15 protein-coding genes and 1 pseudogene are annotated in these 20,854 nt (G+C 66.7%); 11 read left to right on the top strand and 5 right to left on the bottom strand.

From position 1 onward, the window contains the following. Nucleotides 1–112: 112 nt before the first annotated feature. The 3 genes from IEY79_RS16970 to IEY79_RS37390 form a co-directional block, all read right to left on the bottom strand. A complete protein-coding gene (locus tag IEY79_RS16970) occupies nt 113–712 on the bottom strand; it encodes an acyltransferase (protein WP_189108316.1) in 600 nt (199 codons plus the stop codon). Continuing rightward, nucleotides 657–1,817 (bottom strand): acyltransferase family protein, encoded by a 1,161-nt coding sequence (locus IEY79_RS16965; RefSeq protein WP_189108315.1) that lies wholly within the window; start codon nt 1,815–1,817, stop codon nt 657–659. Before IEY79_RS16965 ends, IEY79_RS16970 begins: the two co-directional genes overlap by 56 nt. Nucleotides 1,818–1,946: 129 nt before the next feature. Beyond that, on the bottom strand, nt 1,947–6,113 hold the full coding sequence (locus tag IEY79_RS37390; RefSeq protein WP_229700910.1) for an FG-GAP-like repeat-containing protein: 4,167 nt from the start codon (nt 6,111–6,113) through the stop codon (nt 1,947–1,949). Between the two features lie 542 nt (nt 6,114–6,655). Between IEY79_RS37390 and IEY79_RS37385 the strand changes: the two genes are divergently transcribed. Genes IEY79_RS37385 through IEY79_RS16950 form a run of 3 tightly spaced genes read left to right on the top strand, consistent with a single transcriptional unit; the run spans nt 6,656 to nt 13,426 of the window. After that, nucleotides 6,656–8,116, top strand: a complete 1,461-nt coding sequence (locus IEY79_RS37385) for a hypothetical protein (RefSeq protein WP_229700909.1) — start codon at nt 6,656–6,658, stop codon at nt 8,114–8,116. Next, entirely contained in the window at nt 7,999–12,999 is a 5,001-nt protein-coding gene (locus IEY79_RS16955; protein WP_229700908.1) for an RHS repeat domain-containing protein, read from the top strand. The genes IEY79_RS37385 and IEY79_RS16955 overlap by 118 nt, the downstream gene beginning before the upstream one ends. Continuing rightward, a complete protein-coding gene (locus IEY79_RS16950; RefSeq protein ID WP_189108314.1) occupies nt 12,977–13,426 on the top strand; it encodes a hypothetical protein in 450 nt (149 codons plus the stop codon). The genes IEY79_RS16955 and IEY79_RS16950 overlap by 23 nt, the downstream gene beginning before the upstream one ends. 1 nt (nt 13,427) lies before the next feature. Here IEY79_RS16950 and IEY79_RS38380 read toward each other — a convergent pair whose 3' ends face one another. Beyond that, nucleotides 13,428–13,727, bottom strand: a complete 300-nt coding sequence (locus tag IEY79_RS38380) for a transposase (RefSeq protein ID WP_373292559.1) — start codon at nt 13,725–13,727, stop codon at nt 13,428–13,430. Between IEY79_RS38380 and IEY79_RS16945 the strand changes: the two are divergent. Together IEY79_RS16945 and IEY79_RS16940 are read left to right on the top strand one after the other, a co-directional pair. Beyond that, nucleotides 13,635–14,255: pseudogene (locus IEY79_RS16945) on the top strand (polymorphic toxin-type HINT domain-containing protein); the annotation flags it as partial. The gene IEY79_RS38380 and the pseudogene IEY79_RS16945 sit on opposite strands and share 93 nt — an antisense overlap. A 13-nt stretch (nt 14,256–14,268) precedes the next feature. Next, nucleotides 14,269–14,466: a hypothetical protein gene (locus tag IEY79_RS16940; RefSeq protein WP_189108312.1), complete on the top strand. Its 198-nt coding sequence runs from the start codon at nt 14,269–14,271 to the stop codon at nt 14,464–14,466. A 307-nt stretch (nt 14,467–14,773) separates the two neighbouring features. Here the strand turns inward: IEY79_RS16940 and IEY79_RS16935 are convergent, their stop codons facing one another. Continuing rightward, complete coding sequence (locus IEY79_RS16935) at nt 14,774–15,502, bottom strand: SDR family oxidoreductase (protein WP_189108311.1); 729 nt, start codon at nt 15,500–15,502, stop codon at nt 14,774–14,776. A 1,446-nt stretch (nt 15,503–16,948) separates the two neighbouring features. On the opposite strand from IEY79_RS16935, the gene IEY79_RS16930 reads away from it, so the two are divergent. The 6 genes from IEY79_RS16930 (at nt 16,949) to obgE (ending at nt 20,681) form a co-directional block, all read left to right on the top strand. Then, nucleotides 16,949–17,311: a type II toxin-antitoxin system RelE/ParE family toxin gene (locus IEY79_RS16930; RefSeq protein ID WP_229700920.1), complete on the top strand. Its 363-nt coding sequence runs from the start codon at nt 16,949–16,951 to the stop codon at nt 17,309–17,311. Beyond that, on the top strand, nt 17,308–17,646 hold the full coding sequence (locus IEY79_RS16925; protein WP_229700907.1) for a helix-turn-helix domain-containing protein: 339 nt from the start codon (nt 17,308–17,310) through the stop codon (nt 17,644–17,646). The genes IEY79_RS16930 and IEY79_RS16925 overlap by 4 nt, the downstream gene beginning before the upstream one ends. Before the next feature lie 14 nt (nt 17,647–17,660). Continuing rightward, complete coding sequence (locus IEY79_RS16920) at nt 17,661–17,897, top strand: helix-turn-helix domain-containing protein (RefSeq protein WP_189108310.1); 237 nt, start codon at nt 17,661–17,663, stop codon at nt 17,895–17,897. A 616-nt stretch (nt 17,898–18,513) separates the two neighbouring features. Continuing rightward, nucleotides 18,514–18,837, top strand: a complete 324-nt coding sequence (gene rplU / locus IEY79_RS16915; protein ID WP_078077375.1) for a 50S ribosomal protein L21 — start codon at nt 18,514–18,516, stop codon at nt 18,835–18,837. Nucleotides 18,838–18,851: 14 nt separating this feature from the next. Continuing rightward, entirely contained in the window at nt 18,852–19,109 is a 258-nt protein-coding gene (gene rpmA / locus IEY79_RS16910) for a 50S ribosomal protein L27 (protein WP_189108309.1), read from the top strand. Between the two features lie 135 nt (nt 19,110–19,244). Continuing rightward, nucleotides 19,245–20,681, top strand: coding sequence for a GTPase ObgE (obgE, locus tag IEY79_RS16905; RefSeq protein WP_189108308.1), 1,437 nt, complete (start codon nt 19,245–19,247; stop codon nt 20,679–20,681). Nucleotides 20,682–20,854: the final 173 nt, after the last annotated feature.

The raw sequence follows: 20,854 nt of genomic DNA, 5'->3' as shown, positions 1-20,854 counted from the left end.
AGCACTTCGCCCCGCCGACCAACCAGTCGACGGGGCGAAGCGAGGCCCGAATTAACCAACAGCGTCCGCGACGGTTCGGGCCTCTTCGGCGTATCCGTGCCTACGTCAGTGCCTACGGGCGCTCGGTGAGGACGCCGTCCTTCTCGTCGTGCAGCGCGCCGGTCCTGGGGCACTCCCACACACCGGGCTCCCCGGCCCGCTCCACGAGCTTCACCCCGGCGCGCCCGACCCAGCCGATCCGGCGGGCCGGAACGCCCACGACCAGCCCGAAGTCCGGCACGTCCTTCGTGACGACGGCGCCCGCGGCGATCATCGACCAGCGGCCCAGACGTACGGGCGCGACGCAGACCGACCGGGCACCGACCGAGGCACCCTCCTCGATCCTCACGCCGACCGCCTCCCAGTCGGAGCCGCGCTTCAGCTTGCCGTCGGGGTCCACGGAGCGGGGGTTGAGGTCGTTGGTGAGGACGACGGCGGGCCCGATGAAGACACCGTCGGCGAGCTCCGCGGGCTCGTACACCAGCGCATAGTTCTGGATCTTGACGTTGTCACCGATCCGCACCCCGGTCCCGACGTAGGCGCCGCGCCCCACGACGCAGTTCACACCCAGGCGCGCGTTCTCCCGGATCTGCGCGAGCTCCCAGACACTGCTCCCGTCACCGACCACCGCGGTCTGGTCGACCTGGGCGGTTGGCTGGACCCTGTAGTTCACGCTGGCGCCTCTCCGTGTACGTTTCCGACGGTTGAGCATACGTCGGGGTCTCCGGCCCGCTTCCGGCCGCCCGTGCCCACTCCATCCGGGGTTCCACCACGTACCGGAACACCCGTCGTACCGGTGGCGTGCACAGTGCGGTCACCAGCAGCGCGGCGGCCAGGGTCACCGCGATCCGGCCCGCGGGGATCTCCAGGAACGGGTCGTCGTAGCCGCCCAGGAACCGGGCGCCGCGGATGAAGAAGCCGTGCAGGAGGTAGCCGTAGAGCGTGCCCGCGCCCAGGGCGGTCATCCACAGACGCCGGCGCGGCACCCACGCCAGGAAGCACGCGCCCAGCACGAGCGCCGCTGCGAAAAGGATCAGGGTCATCGCGGCACCGGCCCAGACCGGCTCGTCCAGCTGGCGGGCGCCGTAGCTGCGGAAGAACCACGAGGTGGACATGCGCGGCACCGACCAGTACGCCACCAGCAGCGCGACCAGAGCGACCGGCAGGGCCGCGACCCGTACCCGGGTGCGGCGCAGATACGCGAAGTGTTCCGGGCGCAGCCGAAGTCCCAGTACGAAGAAGGGCAGGAACTGAAGGACGCGCATCAGCTGGAGATCGTCCCCGATTCCCGTCGACATCGACGCGAGCACGGCGACGGCCAGGGAGACGGGCACCGGCCACCGGACCAGCTGCCAGAACGGGGTGGTGATCCGCCACAGGAACAGGGCGGGCAGGAACCACAGGATCCAGTACGGATCCGCCGGCGTCAGCGGGAAGCCGGGAGTCTCCACCGCGCGCTGGAAGAGCGTGTACGCCACCTCGAAGACGAGGTAGGGCACCAGGATGCCGGTGACCAGCCGCCACACCCGCTTCGGGCTCATGTCGAAGCCGCGCGAGAAGTAACCCGCGATCACGATGAAGACCGGCATGTGGAACGCGTAGACGAAGCTGTACAACGCCTCGACCAACCGCCCGCTCCCCGGCAACGGCTCCCACGAGTGCCCGACGGCGACCAGGACGATGGCCAGGTACTTCGCGTTGTCGAAGAACGGATCCCGCATCCCGGCGCCGGCACCGGCGGAGGCTTGGGGGCGCTCCTGGGAGAGAGAGGAGACCATTACGACACCCTAGGGGTGCCTGGCGGAGGTTGCCGCGCCGGGCTCGACGGGCGGGCGGCCCACACGCCTGCCCCGGTACCGGGACGCCGGGGCAGGCGTGGAACGGCGTCGGTGGTCAGGCTCACCACCTCAGAGGTATCGGCCGATGATCTCGGACCGGCTGTACCAATTACCGGGTGGTGACTGCCAACTCGCCGTCGGTTCCTCGAACGCGCCGGTCGGCCCGGTGATCCATGTCCACATCTTGACGGTGGAGTCGTCGTTGTACCGGTACATGGCCCCGAGATCGTCACGGCCGTCCCCGTCGTAGTCACCGGCCACGATCTTCATCTCGGTGCGCCAGAATCGGTCCGCCGCAGCTTCCCAGAGGACGGTGGGGGACTTGACCGTGCCGTTGGTGGTGCCGGCGAAGGCGTGGACGATGTCATGCCCGTCGGTGAAGTCGTACCAGGTCGCGAAGTCGTCCCGGCCGTCACCGTTGAAATCGCCGGAGAAGAGTTCCGTGCGGGCCCAGTCCCCGTAGCCGGTGCTGCCCCACGCCTCGACGGGGTGATTGAAACTGCCGGACGGGGAGGTCAGGAACGTCCACATTTTGACGCTGTCGTTGTCGTAGTCGTACAGCGCGCCGAGGTCGTCCCGTCCGTCACCATTGAAATCGCCGGTGGTGAATTTCGTGCGGCTGACGGCCCAGGTTGTCGTGCTCCACGAGCTGAAGGGAGCGTTGAACTTCCCACCGGAGTCAGAGGTGAAAGTCCACAGTTTGGTGCTGTCGATGTACCGGTACCAAACGCCGATGTCGTCGCGCCCATCGCCGTTGAAGTCTCCGGCGTGCAGGGTCATCCGATCCAGGGTCCACGAGCCGGCCCAGGAACTGAACGGCTCGTTGAAGGTGCCGTTGCCTTTGCCGATCCAGGTCCAGAGCTTGATTCCGTCGTCGTACTGATAGGCGGCCGCCACATCATCGGTGCCGTCACCGTTGTAGTCGCCAGACATGATCTTCATCTGGCTCCGGTCCCAGCCTCCGGCGCTCCTTGTCCATGCCGTGAAGGGAGCATTGAACGAGCCGTCCGAGTTTGTCCGGAAAGTATGGATCGCGTCGTGCCCGTCCGCGTAGTCGTACCAGTCCGCCATGTCGCTGCGGCCGTCGGCGTCGTAGTCGTGCCGGATCGCCGTGCCGCTGCTCCAGAGTGACTGGCCCTTGACGTTGTAGATCACCAGGTTGCCGCGGTCCTGGAGCAGGGCGAAACCCTCCGGCGCTGCCGTCTTCGACTCCCACAGCACCGTGCTGCCGTCCGCCTTGTAGACCACGAGGTTTCCGCCGGTCTGCATGATGGCCTTGGCGCCGACGTTGCCCGAAGTCTTCGTCTCCCAGAGCGTCTTGCCCGCGTTGGAGGCGATCACGAGGTTGCCGTCGTCCTGCATGGTGAGCTTGGCGGAGCGGGAGGTGAACGACTGGCCGCCGTTCAGTGTCGTGCCCGCCGGGATACGGGAGCCGCCCGTGATGCCGTCGATGACGAACGAGGCGCCGAAGGAGAGGTTGTCGGAGGAAGGAGTCTTGCCCGGCCAACCGAGCATCGTGTTGTCCGTCTTGCGCGCCCAGAGGTCCGGCTTGCCGTCGCCCGTGACATCGCCCACCGACCCGACCGCGGGGTACGCGGCGGTCGTGTAGCCGGTGCCGATCTTCACCCGGCCGGCGCTGTTGCCCCAGGTGGTCGGGTCGAGCAGGCCGTCGGGGCCCTTCTTGCCGTAGGAGCGCCAGATGGTGCCGGTGGAGTTCTCGCGCAGCCACAGGTCGGCGATCTGGTCGCCGTTGAGGTCGCCGGGTGCGATGACGGTGAACTTGTCCCAGTCGCCGTTGCCCACCAGGACCGGCTCGCGGGCGACGTCGAGCGAGTACGTGGCGCGGTTGCCGTAGTACGCCCAGAGCTGCTTGCCCTGCTTGACCAGCAGATCGGGCTGGGTGTCGCCGTTGATGTCACCGGCGGACACGACCTGTTCGGCGTTGTGCCAGTGGTCGTCGCCGGTCCACTCCTCGCCGTAGTCGCAACCGAGGTCCGGGTCCTTCACCGGGCAGGCGACGCTCAGTTCTTTGAAGTCGTCGCTGATGACGCCCGCGCCGTCGTTGGGATACGTCCAGAGCTTCTGCTTCTTGTCGACGTCGTCGTACTCCAGCGAAACAAGATCGTTGTAGCCGTCCTGGCCCCAGTCACCGCGGGAGTCGACCTGGCTGCCCGCGAAGGACTTGCCCCCGCCGTTGGTGGCGGTGGAGAAGTTGCCGTCACCCTGGCCCGCGTACGTCAGCAGTGTGCCGTTGGAGTCGATGCTCCAGATGTCGCGGTTGGCGTCGCCGTTCAGATCTCCCGGTCCGTCGCGCTCCTGTGAACGCGTCGCGTAATACACATAGGTGGCGGTGTCGGACCGGTTGCCCGCCTTGTCGACGCTGAAGGCGTAGAGGAAGTGCGGCCCGTAGCCGGGCGGCTTCACCGTGACGGGCACGCCGGGCTTCGCGTCGCGCACCTCGGGGTCGTAGTCCGTGTACCAGCTGTACTGGGCCACGTCGGTGACCCCGTTGTCCGCGAAGGTGAACTTGCCCGCCTCGCGGGCCTTGCCGGTGACGGCGGGCCAGCCGTTCTCACCGGGCGGGAACTTGTTGCCCTCCGAGGTGATCACTGGGGGCTTGCTCGGCCGGGTGCGGTCGAGGGTGAACTTGCAGGTGGCCGACCAGCCGGAGTACGCGCCGTCCTGGTCCTTCGTCCGGGTCTTCCAGGTGTAGGCGCCGGTGGGCAGGTCCACATCGGGCACGACCAGGGTGGAGATCTTGTTCTTGGCGGCCGGGATCGACTTGTTCACGACCGCGGTGCTCGAACCGGATTTGAAGACCTGGAACTCGGCCGTGAGGTTGCCGGCGTCCTTGTCGTCGTACTTCGCGTACAGACTGACCCTCGTGTTGCCGATCAGGCCGCCGCTCGCGCAGGAGGTCTTGGGGTTGGTGCCGAGCCCGGTCGGCGTCTTGGGCGGGTTGTTGTACTTCGTCTCCAGGACCGCGGTCTTCGCGTCGAACTTCTTCCAGCCGAAGGTGTCGTCTTCGTTCGACGCGTACAGACCGAAGTTGACGCTGGACCACTTCTTGGACGCGGCCTCACGGACCTTGTCGGTGGCGTCGAACTCCAGGTTCCCCGCCGCGCAGTCCTTGCTCCAGCCCTTGGCGTCGTCGACGGTGTAGAGCTTGGAGTGCTGCGAGGGCTGGTTGTCCCAAGTGGTCTTGGACGAGATGGGGCCGACATGCCACAGCTCGACCGGCCTGTCCTGACACGACCAGGACCAGGTGTTCCTGACCCGGAAGGTCGAGGACTTGACCTGCGCGCCCTTGATGTTGCTGGTGTCCAGTTGGAAGAAGGAGCGGGAGAGACCGTCGGTCTCCGCCTCGAAGCCGACGCGCACCACCTCCTTTGTGTTCCAGAAGGAGGTTTTCGGATATTTTTTGTAGACCCGGGTCCAGTTCTGCCGCTTGCCCCAGGCCCAGGACGGGTCGATGTAGACGGGATACTCGGTCTTCGCGTTGGTGAGCAGCTTCTGGTCGGGCTTGATCTCCAGGATTTCACCGCTGACGGTGGTCGGCATCAGCGCGTCCTTCGCGCCGGGGGTCGGCTCGAAGAGGTCGCCGGGTGTCTCCTCTTCGGCCGCGGCCTGGGCCTTGGCGATACGGGCCGCCGCCGGGTCGTCATCAGAGCTGATCGTGGTGGAGTCCCACATCAGCGGGGAGGGGCTGGTGAAGACGGTCTCACCGGCCGGGTTGACCGCGGTGACGCTTCCGGTGTCCGCGTCGGTCGACACGTTCAGGCCGACCGTGTCCAACTTGTACTTCAGCGAGGCCAGTTCGGGATTGGCCGCTGCTGTCGCGGTCTTGACGACCAGGAGTTGCGAGAAGCCCTCGACCTCGGCCTTGAGCTGAAGGTCGACACCGGGCAGCATCTCGGCGTACGTGGCGACATTGCCGTCGGTGGTCGGTGCGGGCAGCGGCTTCGGCCAGGTCAGAGAGAGGGTGCGGCCGTCCTTGACACCGGAGAGCAGGGCGCCGGATCCACCGCCGGAGAATGTCACAGCGACGGTGGATGCCTTGGGCGCGATCCGGCCGTCGGCGGCCGGGGCGAGCGTCGGATCGGTCGCGATCCAGGCGCCGTCGCGCAGCATCCTTATCGGCGTGCCGTAACGCTTCACCGAGAACGAGCCGTCGGGCTGCGCCCAGGTGTCGGAAGACTCGGTGCGCGCGGAGACCAACTCATACGGTTGGCCCATGATTTGGGCTTGCTGGAGTGCGTAGTCCTCTTCGCTTGTCGAACCGTCGGCGACGAGGTCGGCGGCCGCGGACTTCGAGGACGGTGAGTCGGCGGAAGTCGGAGCGGCCGCGGCCGGTATCGCTGTCGCGGCCGGGGCGAGGACGGCCCCGGCGAGGACAATTGGTAGTACGTGTTTCGGCCAATATCTCTTTCTCTGCCCCGTCCTTTGTCGTGTGCACGACACCTCCCCCTCTGATTCGGCATTGCCGAGCGGTGACTCTATAGCGACGCGGCGTAATTCTCTGTCATCGCGTCCTCTTCACATCTACGGGACGATCAGGTCTCGCCATTCTGGGGCAACTTGGGCTTAAGGGGTCATCGACTCCTTTCTGTCTCGGCCCTGTTGAGCTGCGGGAAGTGATGTGCGCGACTGTCAGGGGTGAATGTCTGGAAAACAACTGCTTTCCATTGCAAATGACTTGTGGAGGAGTAGTTGACGCTGCCTTTACCTGTGCCGTTACTGTCCGTCGGTCATTACTGACACTATGCAAGGGGTGGGGCGTGAGCCGTTTCGGCATGCGGGGATGGGTGGTCGTACTGGCCACTTCGGTGATGGCCGGAATGCTGTCCGCAGCCCCGGCGGTGGTGGCGGAGCCGAATTCCGGCGCGTCGCTCTCGGCGCCGAAGCAGCCTGCCGCCGTACCCGTGACGAAAGCCGGAATCGGCGGTACCAAGCGCGCTGACGCCGCCGCGTCGAACCCCTGGAAATCGCCGAAAGTCACTTGGCCCGCGCCCGGAACGGCGACCGTCGACCTGAGCGGCAGCGATACGACGGCCAGGAGCGCCGTACGCGCGGCCGGTTCGCTCCCTGTGTCGGTCGCCGTGTCCGAGACCGCGCCGAAGACCGGGGGGCAATCCCGCTCCGCCTCCGGCACCGGCAAGGCGGCCAGACTCACCAAGGCGAAGGTCGCGGTCGCCGGCCGCGCGGCCGCCGACGCCGCGGGCGTCGACGGCCTGCTGCTCAGCGTCGGCCGCGCCGACGGCGCCACCGGACCGGGCAAGGCGCGCGTCCAGGTCGACTACTCGTCCTTCCGCGGCGCGTACGGGGGCGACTGGGCCTCCCGGCTGCGGCTCACCGAACTGCCCGCCTGCGCGCTGACCACTCCGGAGAAGCCCGCCTGCCGCACGGGCAAGCCGCTGACCACGGAGAACGACACCAAGTCCGGCCACCTCGCGGCCACGGTCCACGTCGCCCGCACCGGCGCCACCGTCCTCGCCGCCGCCGCCGAAGCCGCCGGTCCCTCCGGCGACTACAAGGCCACCTCGCTCCAGCAGTCCGGCTCATGGAGCGCCGGCGGGTCGACGGGCGCCTTCAACTGGTCGTACCCCATCGGCGTCCCCGCCGTCCCCGGCGGACTCCAGCCCTCCATCGGGCTGGCCTACAACTCCCAGACGGTGGACGGCCGTACGGCGGCGTCGAACAACCAGCCCTCCTGGATAGGCGACGGCTGGTCGTACGAACCCGGTTATATCGAGCGCCGCTACAAGGCATGCAACGACGACAAGACCGACGGCACGAACACCACCAAGGTCGGCGACCTCTGCTGGTACAACGACAACGCTGTCCTCAACCTCGGCGGGAAGTCGACCGAACTCGTCCACGACAGCGAGAAGGGCTGGCACCCCGCCCAGGACGCGGGCGAGAAGGTCGAGAAGCTCACGGGCGCCGACAACGCCGACAAGGGCACCGCCGGCTCCAAGGGCGAAGGCGGCTCGGGCGAGCACTGGAAGATCACCACCACCGACGGCACCCAGTACTTCTTCGGACTGAACAAGCTGCCCGGCTGGAGCGACAACGGCGCCGAGGCGACGACCCGCTCACCAACTCGGTCCTCGCCGCTCCGGTGTTCGGCAACCAGAGCGGTGAGCCCTGCTACGACTCCTCCTTCGCCTCTGCGTGGTGCCAGCAGGCGTGGCGGTGGCAGCTCGACTACGTCGTCGACGTGCACGGCAACGCGATGACGTACCACTGGAAGACGGAGAAGAACAACTACGTCCGCAACGTCTCGGAGACCACCGGCAAGTCCACCGCCACCGACTACCTCCGTGGCGGCTACCTCGACCACATCGATTACGGGCTGCGCGCGGGCAGCCTCTTCTCGGCCAAGGCCGCGGGCCAGGTCGACTTCGGCGTGGAGGAGCGGTGCCTCGCCGACTGCGGAACGTTCGACGAATCGCACGCCAAGAACTGGCCCGATGTCCCCTTCGACCAGTACTGCAAGGACGACGCCGAGTGCAAGGACAAGTACTCGCCCACCTTCTGGTCCAAGAAGCGCCTGACCACCATCACCACCAAGGTGCTCACCGGAGGCGCGTACGACGACGTCGACTCCTGGTCCCTCAAGCAGGGCTTTCCCGCCGCCGGTGACGGCATCTCCACGCCGATGTGGCTGGAGTCGATCACCCGTACCGGCAAGGGGGACGGCTCCAGCGCGGCGCTGCCTCCGGTGACCTTCGCCGGCCAGCAGAAGCCCAACCGCGTCGACAAACTCGGCGACGCCCTGGCCCCGTTCATCCGGCTGCGGCTGTACCAGATCACCACCGAGTCCGGCGGCACCATAGCCGTCGACTACCGGGACCCCGACTGCACCGCCACCGCCCTGCCACCGACCGACGACTCCAACAGCACCCGCTGCTACCCGGTCAAGTGGGCCTTCGAGGGCGACACCGCCAAGCAGGACTGGTTCAACTCCTACGTCGTCGAGCGCGTCTCCGAGGGCGACAACCTCAAGGAGACTCCCGACACCGTCACCGAGTACGACTACCTCGGCGGCGCCGAATGGGCCAAGAGCACCGACGAGTTCACCAAGGCCGCCGACCGCACCTACTCGCTCTCGCGGGGCTACGGGCGGGTGCAGACCCGCAAGGGCGCGGGCGCCGACACCCGCATCCTGAGCGAGGCGCGCCACTTCCGGGGCATCGACGGAGCCGAGGTGAAGAACTCCGCGGGCACCGCGGTCACCGACCGGGAGCAGTTCGCCGGCGTCCAGCGCGAGAGCGCCACCTACAACGGCGACGGTGGTCCGCTGGTCAGCGCGGTGTCGTACACCCCGTGGCGCTCTGCGAAGACCGCCACTCGTGCCCGCACTGGACTGCCGGACCTGGAGGCGTACCTCTCCGGGACGGAGGCGGAGGAGACCCGTACCACCGTCACGGGCGGCACGCGCACCGTCCGCACCACGCGCGACTTCGACTCCTACGGCATGGTCACCAGTGTCTCGGCATTGGGCGACACGGCCAAGACCGGCGACGAGCAGTGCATCACCACCACATACGCGCGCAACACCAGCTCCAGGGTGCTCGACAAGGTGTCGCGCTCGGAGACCGTGGCCGCCGCCTGCGGAGCCACTGTCAGCCGCCCCGACGACGTGATCGACGACGTACGCACGTACTACGACGGCCTGGCGCTGGGAGCGTCCCCCACCAAGGGTCACCTCACCAAGACGGAGCGAATCAACGGCAAGGGCGACGGGTACGACACCGTGTCCTCGACCCCCAGCACGTGTGGGTCGGCGAAGAACCAGCTCTGCTTCGACCAGTACGGCCGCCAGCTCGCCGAGGCCGACGCGTACGGCAAGGTCACCAGCACCGTCCACACACCCGCCACCGGTGAGGTGCCCACAACCGTCGCTGTGACCAACGCGCTCGGCCACACCGTCACCACCACACTGGACCCGCTGCGCGCCCAGGCGCTGACGGTCACCGACGCGAACGACCGGGTCACCACCAACGCCTACGACCCGCTCGGGCGCGTCACCAAGACCTGGCTGCCCAACCGCTCGGCGACAGCCAATCCGGACTCTCCGAACTACTCCTTCGCGTATCTGATCCGCCGGGACAACGTCAACGTCGTCACCACCGCCGCTCTCACCCACGACGCCAAGTACGCGACCAGCTACGCCTTCTACGACGGGCTGCTGCGGCCGAGGCAGAGCCAGCAGGAGTCACCGGACCGCGCCGGCCGGCTGATCACCGAGAGCTTCCACGACACCCGGGGTATCGCGGACCGCTCCTCCGGTACGTACTACGCGGACGGTCCCGCCGAACCCGTCCTGGTCACCGGCCAGGAGACGAAGTACCCGGCGCACACCGAGACGCTGTTCGACGGCGCGGGACGCCCGACAGACGTCATCTCCAAGAAGTTCACCGACGAGACCAAGCGCACCACGACGTCGTACACCGGCGACACGACCACGGTCGTCCCGCCCAAGGGCGCCACCGCAACCACGACGGTCGTCGACGCGCTGGGCCGTACGACGGAGCTGAAGCAGTACACGGACGCGGAGCGCACCACCTCGGAGACCACCGCCTACGCCCACGACAAGAAGGGTCGCCTCGCGGAGGTCACGGACCCGTCCGGCGCCAAGTGGACGTACGGCTACGACATCCGGGGTCGGCAGACCGCCAACACCGACCCGGACAAGGGCAGTTCCACCACGACGTACGACAAGGGCGACCGCGCCACCGACACGAAGGACGCGCGCGGTATCACCCTGCACACGGACTACGACGACCTCGGGCGCCAGACGGCGCTCAAGAAGGGCACGGCCACGCTCGCGGCGTGGACGTACGACACCGCGACCAGGGGCAAGGGCCAGACCGCGAAGACCACGCGCTATGTGGGCACGGACGCCTACGAGACAGCGATCACCTCGTACGACCCCCTGTACCAGCCCATCAACACGCAGGTGACGATCCCGGCGAGAGAGGGCGCGCTGGCCAACACGTACAAGTGGATCACCGGCTACAACCCCATCACCGGACAGGTGGCGCGCACCGAGCAGCCGGCGATGGGCGGGCTGCCGGCGGAGCGGGTGGCCAACACCTTCACACCGGTCCACGGGCAGTTGGACACGGTGGGCGCGGGTGCGGCCGTAGTGGTCGCGGACAGCACGTACGACCACTACGGCCGTGGCACCATCCAGAAGATGGGCGCTTTCGCCCAGTCGGTCTCGGTGGCCAACGAGTACGACGAGCACACCAGCGAACTGAAGCGCAGCTACATCGACCGCGAGGTCGCGCCGCAGCGCGTCGAGGACACCGCGTACACGTACGACCCGGCGGGCAACATCAAACAGATCGCAACGGCGTACGGCCAGGACGCGACGCGCACGACGGACACGCAGTGCTTCGCACTCGACCAGCTGCGGCGCATCACCGAGGCGTGGACCAACACGGGCACGGCGTGCGCCACCGCCCCTTCGGCCTCGGTGGTCGGCGGGCCGGACGCGTACTGGACGACGTACGCGTACGACGCTGTGGGGAACCGCAAGACGGAGACCCAGCACAAGACGGCCTCAGGCCCGACCGCCGACACGCTCCGCACGTATGCCGCCCCGGACGCGGGCAAGCACAACCTCCCGGCGGTCACCCAGACGGGCACGGCGCCGCGTACGGAGACGTACACGTACGACGCGGCGGGCAACACGGAGACCCGCAAGATCGGCAACGCGGACAAGCAGACGTTGGTGTGGGACGACGAGGGCCACTTGGGCTCGGTGACCGAGGTCACGGACACCACGTCGTATGTCTACGACACGGCCGGCGCCCGCATGCTCCGCCGTGACACGACGGGCACCACGCTCTACCTTCCCGGCGGCAACGAACTCCACCTGGACAAGACCGGCAAGGTGACGGGCACCCGCTACTACACGGCGGGCGACCAGACGGTCGCGATGCGCACGGCGGGCAAGCTGACGTTCCTGCTCAGCGACCACCACGGCACGGCGACCACCCAGATCACGGCGGACGCGACCCAGGCGGTGACCCGCCGCAAGACCACGATCTTCGGCGCTCCGCGCGGCACGCAGCCCACGAACTGGGAGGGGGACAAGGGCTTCGTCGGTGGCACGATCGACAAGTCGACGGACCTGACGCATCTGGGTGCCCGCGAATACGACCCGTCGATCGGTCGCTTCATCAGCGTGGATCCGATCCTCGACCTCGCGGACCCGCAACAGACGCACGGCTACACGTACGGCAACAACAACCCGGTGTCGTTGAGCGACCCCACTGGGCTTCGTCCCGAAGGTGCCTGTGGTGGATCCGGCCCGTGCAACGTCGGAACTCCGGAGAAGCCTGAGTGGGAGACGTGGATCCCGAGTGACTCCAATGGCAATGGCTCACATGGGAGTTCAAGCGGATGTGGTGGTTGCAGTGGCGGTAGCTCCGCAGGGGGGAGTGATGGAAACGGAAGTTCCGGTGCGCTCAGCTGTAGCGCGCTCTGCCAACTTCACAAGAGCTCGTATCGGCAGGGCGTTCAGACCTATGCAAAAACTGTAGATTCTTATGTGGTCCTCGCGGCTTGGATGCTGGGAAATGCGCCTGATACCTGGGCGTTCGGTGAGGGAGATGAGTTCACCGAGGAAGTGAAACGACAGCGATGGCTCGATCACGTGAGGGAGCTGCTCGGTAAAGATATGAAGGGCATGGCGGTCGGCGACTCCGCCAGATACGATCGCAAACTCTCCGATCTGGGGCAGGTGGAAAGATATGGGACGATGCTGGAGGATGCTTTCGGTATGGCGACCGGAGGGAAGTGGAGTGGCAAGGAGGACAGGGGGCGCACCTTCAACCAGTCCGCTGCGGTCCTCGGATCCTATGTGCTGACAGCGAAATTGGCTTCTGTCGGACGTGACGGAAAGAGCGGCAATGTACAGTTCACGCTCAAAAACAACATCACTCGTGAATCAGGGATGAGGAGCCCCACCGGAGAAGGGTACAAGGGTGGAAGTTCGAACACCGCATTGCAGACGCTCTTCAATGCGGCGCAGAAGGCATTCCCGAACGGTCAGCGCCCTACAGCCATCAAAATTTCGTGGAGTGAACGGGTTGATTTCCGTTAGGTGGGATCGCCGGATTGTGCTGTCTGGCCTCTCCTTGCTCCTTCTTTCTGTTTCGGGCTGCGTCGGAGTGAAAGACGATAACGGTTCGCAGAAACTGGATCAAGAGGCGGTTGTCGGGACCTGGCAGGGGGTCGGCGGCGGTCTGGCCTCCTTCTCGCGAGATGGAACGGTTGAACTCTCCGGTGTGACGTGCCAGCAAGTTTTCACTGAGGGAGACGGCGGAGCGAGACTCGCTGGAACGTGGAGTGTGCAAGCTCCCCGCAGTGGTGGGAGCCCGTGGGTCTCTCTCAAATTTCCGCCTGGATCCTGCGGTGCTGAAGGTGTTACGGAGAGCGGGTTTTATGCCTACAAAGGCTCGGGTGATCTTGTCATTCATCTCGGCGACCCCGATTTGATCGACAAGAATGTGGACTTCCATAAAGAATGAATTATTCTGGTAAATCGCGAGGAGGGCTTTGTTGGGTCTTCGAATTTAGTGGGGGGTGTGCTTCCCGTTGGCTGCGGCGTGTGGTTGCACAGCGTGAGCGCAGGCGTTGGTTCGCTCGGTTGCGGAAGCCGAAGGCGTTACGTGCTTCGAGCTTGATGAGGCGGTTGTTGCCTTCGGAGGCGGCGTTGGTGATGCCGGTGGTCAGGTAGGTCTCGGCACCAAGAACCTTGTCAGGGTCACCATCGACACGGACGGCAAGAAGGGATCCAGGACTGCCTCGGTCACCGCCACCGACGGCCACCCCTTCTGGGTCCCCGAACTGAACGAGTGGATAAAGGCAACGACGCTCAAGCCGGGCCAGTGGCTCAGGACGAGCGCGGGCACGCACGTACAGATCACCGCGCTGTCCCGCTGGACCCAACAGGCGACGGTCTACAACCTCACTGTCGCTGACGTCCACACGTACTATGTGCTTGCGGGCGAGACTCCGGTCCTCGTTCACAATTCCGGCGGCTGCAACGTTGCGGATGGCCCCCGACTTCAAGCTCGACTCGCAGCGGATGAACTCGCGGGAGCGGACGGTCACGCCTTCCGGAAGCATGTTGTAGAGCAGGGGGAGTTCCCTGGAATTCGGACCCGCGCACAATTCTCCGACATGGCTGAAGGTGTAATCCTGAACGGAGAGCGTCGCGTGCGATCCGATGGTGCGTCTGCCTATTGGCGAAACGGGGTAATCGTGATCCGCAACCCCGGATCGAGGGACGGTGGTACTGTCTTCGCACCTCAAGAGGGCCACAGGTACTTCACCAGGAACTTCAAGTCAGAGTGAGAGGACGATTTTGATGCGTGTGGAGGATCGCGGGGAGCAGGTCGTGATCACGATGCCTAGAGCGGAATTCTTTCTGGTTGAAGCGCTGATGATGGAGGCGCTTGAGACCGGGGATGACCGTGACTTTCAGACGCGTGTAGGGGCGACCAAGGATGAGGTGAGGGCTCTCTTGGACAGCCTGCCGGATCTGCCACTCACTGCCGTGATGTGATCGCTCATGCAAATCTGAAGCCCCGTCAGACATGTCCTGGCGGGGCTTTTTCGTCGGCAGTAGTTGACGGCAACGTCAGCGGACGAAGGCGTTCCGGGGCGGCGGTTCGTCGCCGTCGGAGTGTGCCGTCTCGGTGGTCTTCTGGCTGCCGAGGGCGGTGCTGAGGGTGTCGATGGCTTGGCCCTGGAGGCGGAGTCGGACGTGTAATGGTGACGTCGGGTATCGGAACTGTCCGAATGCCTCCGATCCGGAGCTTCCTGTGTGCGGCCCAAGAGCCGACGTCAGCCTTGCTTGAATATGTGAGCGCTCAGACCTGTTCGAAGTGGAATGCCTTGATGAAGCAATCACGGGGCTGGGCGACTGCGAAGAGGATGCACTCCACGAGCGACTGGGCGGTGAGGGCATCTTTGGCCTCCCGGGCAGTGGACTTCCAGTCCTCGGAGAGCGGGTCGGTGTTGTCGAAGTCTGGTGGGTAGAGCGATATCACTCGGACTCCCTGGGGCCGTAGGCGCTTGGAGAGGATCTCGGTGAATCCGGCCTGTGCGCTCTTGGCTGCGTAGAAGGCGTCGTGTGCGTCCGAGCGGTGATGTCCGGCAGTTCCGCAGGCGGAGATCATCGTCACCACATCCGGCTTGTCCGAGTTGAGCAGGAGCGGGAGGAAATTCTTCACGGTCAGGACCGTGCCCGTGGCGCCGGATGCGATGGTGTCGACGACATCGGCGTCGGAAGCTGACTGGAGGTCCGGCCCTTCGAGGTAGCGCGAGCCGTTGTTGATCAGGAGGTCGACGTGGTCGGTGTGCTGGGCGACGCTGGAAGCGAAGTCGCTGATTGAGGCGGGATCCGTCAGGTTGCAGGCATAGGCGTGGACCCGCTGATGGCCTCGGTCTCGGATCTCGTCGCGGACACGCTCAGTGGCAGCGAGGCTGCGAGCGGACAGGAAGACCTCGGCGCCGTGGTCTGCGAGCCGGATGGCCAGAGTTCGCCCGAAGTCGCGGCCGGCAGCAGTGATGACGACGCGGTGATTGTCGAATCTCATGATTTTGCTCCTTGTTCGTGGACCGGCCGTTGTCGCGGTGAAGTGCGGCGGCTGACTTCGGCGGCGTAGGTGGCCCAGTCGCCCGCGGAGAGTCGTTGCGGGGCGACGGCGACGTCGGTGTGGATGCCCAGGGTGCGGGCGAGGATCGCGGCGGGGATTTCGGTGGCGGGTTGGAAGAGAGTGGTGCTGCGGGCCTGGTTGGGGTGAATGCCGATCTGGTTCAGCCGCTGTGTCAGCTGGGTGGTGCTGATCGGGCGTCCGAGCTGGCCGCCGGGGAAGAGCCATGGAGACGGGCCAAGGCCCCGATAGTCGCGTGGCCCTTGCGATTCGTGGCGACCGCAAGGGCCAGTGTGGCGACGGGCTCGGGCAACTGGACAGGTGGACGGAGTGCCCAGCAGCTCGTTGAGACGCTGGTTGATGAGACAGCGAGCGCACTGACCGGGGTGCGGATAGTCGGGATCGCTGCAGGTTGGGCTGGTGTGCCAGACCTCAGGGGTGGTGCAGTTTGCGCAAAGGGGCTGGTTGAGCGTGCCGGCGACGACCGCCGCGATGCTTCCGCAGGCCGAGCACGGTGCTGAGCGGCGCTGGCAGTCCGGGCACCACGGTTGGCCCGTGGTGCGGGAGGTGCCGCAGGGCTTCTCCTCGCCGCAGATGCTGCGAGCCGCGGTGGGCAGGGAGGGGCAGTTCGCGCAGAGCGGGCCGTCCGGTGTGCGGGTGCTGACGACCTTTTGTCTGTCGCAGTTGATGCAGGTCTCCAGGTTCCGTGTGCTCCAAGGCGGCCTTGAGCACGCCCGGGGGTGTGCGTTCAGAGTTTCTCTACGAGGTTCAAGGCGGCGCCCACCCGTCTGAACTGGCCAAACATCGCAGACCGACCCACCGTCGGGCAAGCAGCCGACGCCCGTCCTGGGTGCCAGCGGTCGGCCGTACCAGGCGCGAGCGAGACTCAACCTGGTGCGGCCGGAAGCAAGTTGCGGGCGTGGAGTCCTTGCGCGTCGCACAGCAAGTTGTCGCCTACGACCGTCCTGCGGCCGGATCGCAGGTACAGGCTCGGCCAGGGGGCCGACCCTCACGCCCGCCGCCGGACTCGCTGAGGGCAGTGGCCTGCGTCGCCTCCGGCGGGGAGCAAAGCTCCCGGCCGCCCGTCCCAGGCCGGACCCCCTCCGCACCGGCCCCGCGCCGCCAGACTGGGCGACGCACCAGCCCGGCCACACGCTGCCTCTCCCGCTCGGGCCCGATTCTGTCGAAAGAAGCCGGCCCTGCGCCGCCTCGGCCGGTTGCCGCGGGTTTGCAGCGGCGCTGTGGCATCAGGACGAAGGAGGAGTATCGGGGTGTGCGACGGCTGGAGTGGCTGCGGTCGCGGCGACAGCACACGACCTGAGCTACGAAGTCGCGCTCTCGCACCCCGGGCCATATATCATCGGCGCTATGGACAGCGGGCGGTAGTCGATTGAGATTGAGCCGGAGGTGCGGCTGTGGCTGGAGAACATTCCCGCCCATCACTACAAGCAGGCCGAACGCGTCGCTGACCTGCTTGCCGAGCAGCCCACCACACTCGATGAACCACACTCCCGCCACCTGGGCGGCAAGCTCCGCGAGCTGCGCTTCCGCCTCGGTGATGCTCACCAGCGCATTACCTACTGGCTCGCGCCCAACCGTCGCGTCGTGCTGCTCACCGTGTTCCGCAAGACCAAGATGCGCGAGCAGACCGAAGTGGACCGCGCGCACGCCGCTCAATGGCTGTGCGAAGCCGAGCACCAGGCAGCCGCCGAACACGACCTCTACAGCCGCGACCTCAAGGAGCACCGATGAACCACAGCGAATGGAGGACCCGCCGCCACCGCCAGCTGGTCGGTGAACACCTCGACGCCGACCCTGAGTATGACCGCGTCTACGACGAAACCAGCCTGGCCATGACGCTGGGCAAAGCCGTCTACGACCGGCGCAAGCAACTCGGGCTGAGCGAGGCCGACCTGGCCGAGCGCCTGCACACCACCACCGACGAAATCGAAGGCATCGAGACCGCGACCGAACTGCCGCCCATCGCTGTCATCATGCGCCTGGCCCGAGCCCTGGACCTCACCGTCGACATGCACCTCACCCCTGGGGATGAACCCACCGTCACCATCGTCACCCCGGCCGCCTGAACCCCGGAGGGGCCATGCAGGACGTCTCCACAGCACTTGCCCGAGAGCTGGGCAGACTCGTCCGTGACCGGCGCACCGGCCTCGGGCTGTCCCAGGCCGAGCTGGCTGAGCGGTGCGGGATGAAACAGCCGCAGATCTCCCGCTTCGAAGCCGGCGGAACGGTGCCCACCCTTCCCATGCTGCGCCGCCTGGCCCATGCCCTTGGAGCTGACTTGAGCATCAGTCTCACTCCGCACGACGAGGCCGCTTGACGTGGATCTCAAATCCAGAGACTTCCCTGAGTGGTCTGGACCGTCGACGGCAGTAGTGACGGCAACGCCGACGGACTTCAGTGCACGTGCGCGAACGTGGAACGGCTATAAAATCGGAGCCTGACCAGCGAAGTTGCAGCTGACGGCGATCCCGCCAGCACACACTATGTACTGGCGGGTAGCTCGTCAGTGCTGGCGCACAACGCGGGCGGGGACGGTGCCAAAGGGCGCATCATCGACCAAAGTGGTGCCGAATTGATCCCGGCGGTGTGAGTGGAGAACAGTCGTCGGACCCAGCGGTGGACGCGGTGACGGATGCCGATCTCGCTCGCCGTCTGCCCCTTCGCTGCAAACGCCGGACAAGAGGTGGAGCGCCGGCCGGTTCGCGGGGGCGCCGGCGGGGCGGGGGGCCTGGTTTGACCCCCCACCCGGCCGCCCCGTAGTCTTGGCCGTCGGCGTGTTTCTGTGCGCGCCTGCTTCTGAGCACCTCACCTTCCGGTGGCCGTCCTCGACGGCGTCGGAGGAGGCCGTTCGTCCCATCCGGATACAGCGGGCCCCCCGGGTCCCGTGAGCGGCTGGCTTCAGGAGTCCCGTTCCGAGCGAGAGTGAGATCCGCGTGTACGCCATCGTGCGCAGCGGTGGTCGTCAGCACAAGGTTGCTGTTGACGACATCGTTGAGGTTGACAAGATTCCCACTGCCAAGGTTGGCGACACGGTCGAGCTCTCGACCCTGCTCGTGGTCGACGGCGACGCCGTGACCAGCGACCCGTGGGTCCTGAACGGCATCAAGGTCACCGCCGAGGTCGTGGACCACCACAAGGGCGCGAAGATCGACATCCTTCGCTACAAGAACAAGACCGGCTACCGCCGTCGCCAGGGCCACCGCCAGCAGTACACGGCGATCAAGGTCACCGCTATTCCCGCGGCCGCGAAGAAGTAAGGGACTGAGGAGACATGGCACACAAGAAGGGCGCATCGTCCACCCGTAACGGGCGCGACTCGAACGCTCAGCGGCTCGGCGTGAAGCGCTTCGGCGGTCAGGTCGTGCTCGCCGGTGAGATCCTCGTCCGTCAGCGTGGCACCCACTTCCACCCCGGTTCGGGTGTGGGCCGTGGTGGCGACGACACGCTGTTCGCGCTGGCCGCCGGTGCGGTCCAGTTCGGCACCCACCGTGGCCGCAAGGTCGTGAACATCGTTCCGGTCGCCGAGTAATTCGGTACCCGTAGAGCGATTTCGATCGGTTTCTCGCGAGGGCGGACCTCACTTCCCGTAGGGGAAGCGGGTCCGCCCTTCGCTTGTTCGACTGTCTGAGCGCACGAATTTTCCGTACGTACTGGAGGCACCACCATGACCACCTTCGTGGACCGCGTCGAGCTGCATGTCGCCGCGGGTAGCGGAGGCCACGGCTGCGCCTCCGTTCACCGTGAGAAGTTCAAGCCGCTCGGCGGCCCCGACGGTGGCAACGGCGGCCGTGGCGGAGACGTCATCCTGGTCGTCGACCAGTCGGTGACCACGCTCCTCGAATACCACCACTCGCCGCACCGCAAGGCCACCAACGGCAGGCCCGGCGAGGGCGCCAACCGTTCCGGCAAGGACGGCCAGGACCTCGTCCTGCCCGTTCCCGACGGCACGGTCGTCCTCGACAAGAAGGGCAACGTCCTCGCCGACCTCGTCGGCCAGGGCACCACCTACGTCGCCTCCGAGGGCGGTCGCGGCGGTCTCGGCAACGCCGCTCTCGCCTCCGCGCGCCGCAAGGCCCCCGGCTTCGCCCTGCTCGGTGAGCCCGGCCGCTCCGGCGACATCGTCCTGGAGCTCAAGACCGTCGCCGACGTCGCGCTCGTCGGCTACCCGAGCGCCGGCAAGTCGTCGCTGATCTCCGTGCTCTCCGCGGCCAAGCCCAAGATCGCCGACTACCCGTTCACGACGCTCGTCCCCAACCTCGGTGTCGTCACCGCCGGTTCGACCGTCTACACCATCGCGGACGTCCCCGGTCTGATCCCGGGCGCCAGCCAGGGCCGCGGCCTGGGCCTGGAGTTCCTGCGCCACGTGGAGCGCTGCTCGGTCCTCGTGCACATCCTGGACACCGCCACGCTGGAGTCCGACCGCGACCCCATCTCCGACCTCGACATGATCGAGGAGGAGCTGAAGCAGTACGGCGGTCTCGGCGACCGCCCGCGCATCGCGGTCCTCAACAAGATCGACATCCCGGACGGTCTGGACCTCGCCGAGATGATCCGTCCCGAACTAGAAGCGCGCGGCCTGCGCGTCTTCGAGGTGTCCGCCGTGGCGCGTACCGGCCTCAAGGAGCTCTCCTTCGCGCTCGCCGAGATCATCGCCACCCAGCGCGCGGCGAAGCCCGTCGAGGAGGCCACCCGGGTCGTCATCCGACCCAAGGCGGTGGACGACTCCGGCTTCACGGTGGAGCTGGAGGAGGACGGCCTGTACCGCGTACGGGGCGAGAAGCCCGAGCGCTGGGTCAGGCAGACCGACTTCAGCAACGACGAGGCGGTCGGCTATCTCGCGGACCGGCTCAGCCGGCTCGGTGTCGAGGGTGAACTCATGAAGGCCGGTGCCCGCTCCGGCGACGGCGTGGCGATCGGCCCCGAGGACGACGCCGTCGTCTTCGACTGGGAGCCGACCGTGATGGCCGGCGCCGAGATGCTCGGCCGGCGCGGCGAGGACCACCGCCTCGACGCACCGCGCCCGGCCGCCGTACGGCGCAGGGACCGGGACGCGGAGCGGGACGACGCGGACAAGGAGTACGACGAGTTCAAGCCGTTCTAGCGGCTCCTGGTCGGCCATGCGGCGGTGCCGTCCGGCCCGGTCCCGACTCCCGTTCGGTTCCGGTTCGGTTCCGTAACCCTCGATTTCGAGCAGTGACGACTCGATTGCGTAACGCGAAGACGTGCGCCGCCAAGGCCGCGGTCCGCTCCAGCCGGAGCGGACCGCGGCCTTCG

The sequence above is a fragment of the Streptomyces camponoticapitis genome, from assembly GCF_014646115.1.
Classification (GTDB): domain Bacteria; phylum Actinomycetota; class Actinomycetes; order Streptomycetales; family Streptomycetaceae; genus Streptomyces; species Streptomyces camponoticapitis.
This window is presented reverse-complemented; position numbering and strand designations above follow the sequence as displayed.

What these genes read in the sequence shown, in the direction of transcription:
- IEY79_RS16965 (WP_189108315.1), bottom strand. Translation starts at nt 1,817, where the DNA reads ATGGTCTCCTCTCTCTCCCAGGAGCGCCCCCAAGCCTCCGCCGGTGCC.
- IEY79_RS37390 (WP_229700910.1), bottom strand. Translation starts at nt 6,113, where the DNA reads ATGGGCCAACCGTATGAGTTGGTCTCCGCGCGCACCGAGTCTTCCGAC.
- IEY79_RS16940 (WP_189108312.1), top strand. Translation starts at nt 14,269, where the DNA reads ATGCGTGTGGAGGATCGCGGGGAGCAGGTCGTGATCACGATGCCTAGA.
- IEY79_RS16935 (WP_189108311.1), bottom strand. Translation starts at nt 15,502, where the DNA reads ATGAGATTCGACAATCACCGCGTCGTCATCACTGCTGCCGGCCGCGAC.
- IEY79_RS16925 (WP_229700907.1), top strand. Translation starts at nt 17,308, where the DNA reads ATGAACCACAGCGAATGGAGGACCCGCCGCCACCGCCAGCTGGTCGGT.
- IEY79_RS16920 (WP_189108310.1), top strand. Translation starts at nt 17,661, where the DNA reads ATGCAGGACGTCTCCACAGCACTTGCCCGAGAGCTGGGCAGACTCGTC.
- rpmA (WP_189108309.1), top strand. Translation starts at nt 18,852, where the DNA reads ATGGCACACAAGAAGGGCGCATCGTCCACCCGTAACGGGCGCGACTCG.
- obgE (WP_189108308.1), top strand. Translation starts at nt 19,245, where the DNA reads ATGACCACCTTCGTGGACCGCGTCGAGCTGCATGTCGCCGCGGGTAGC.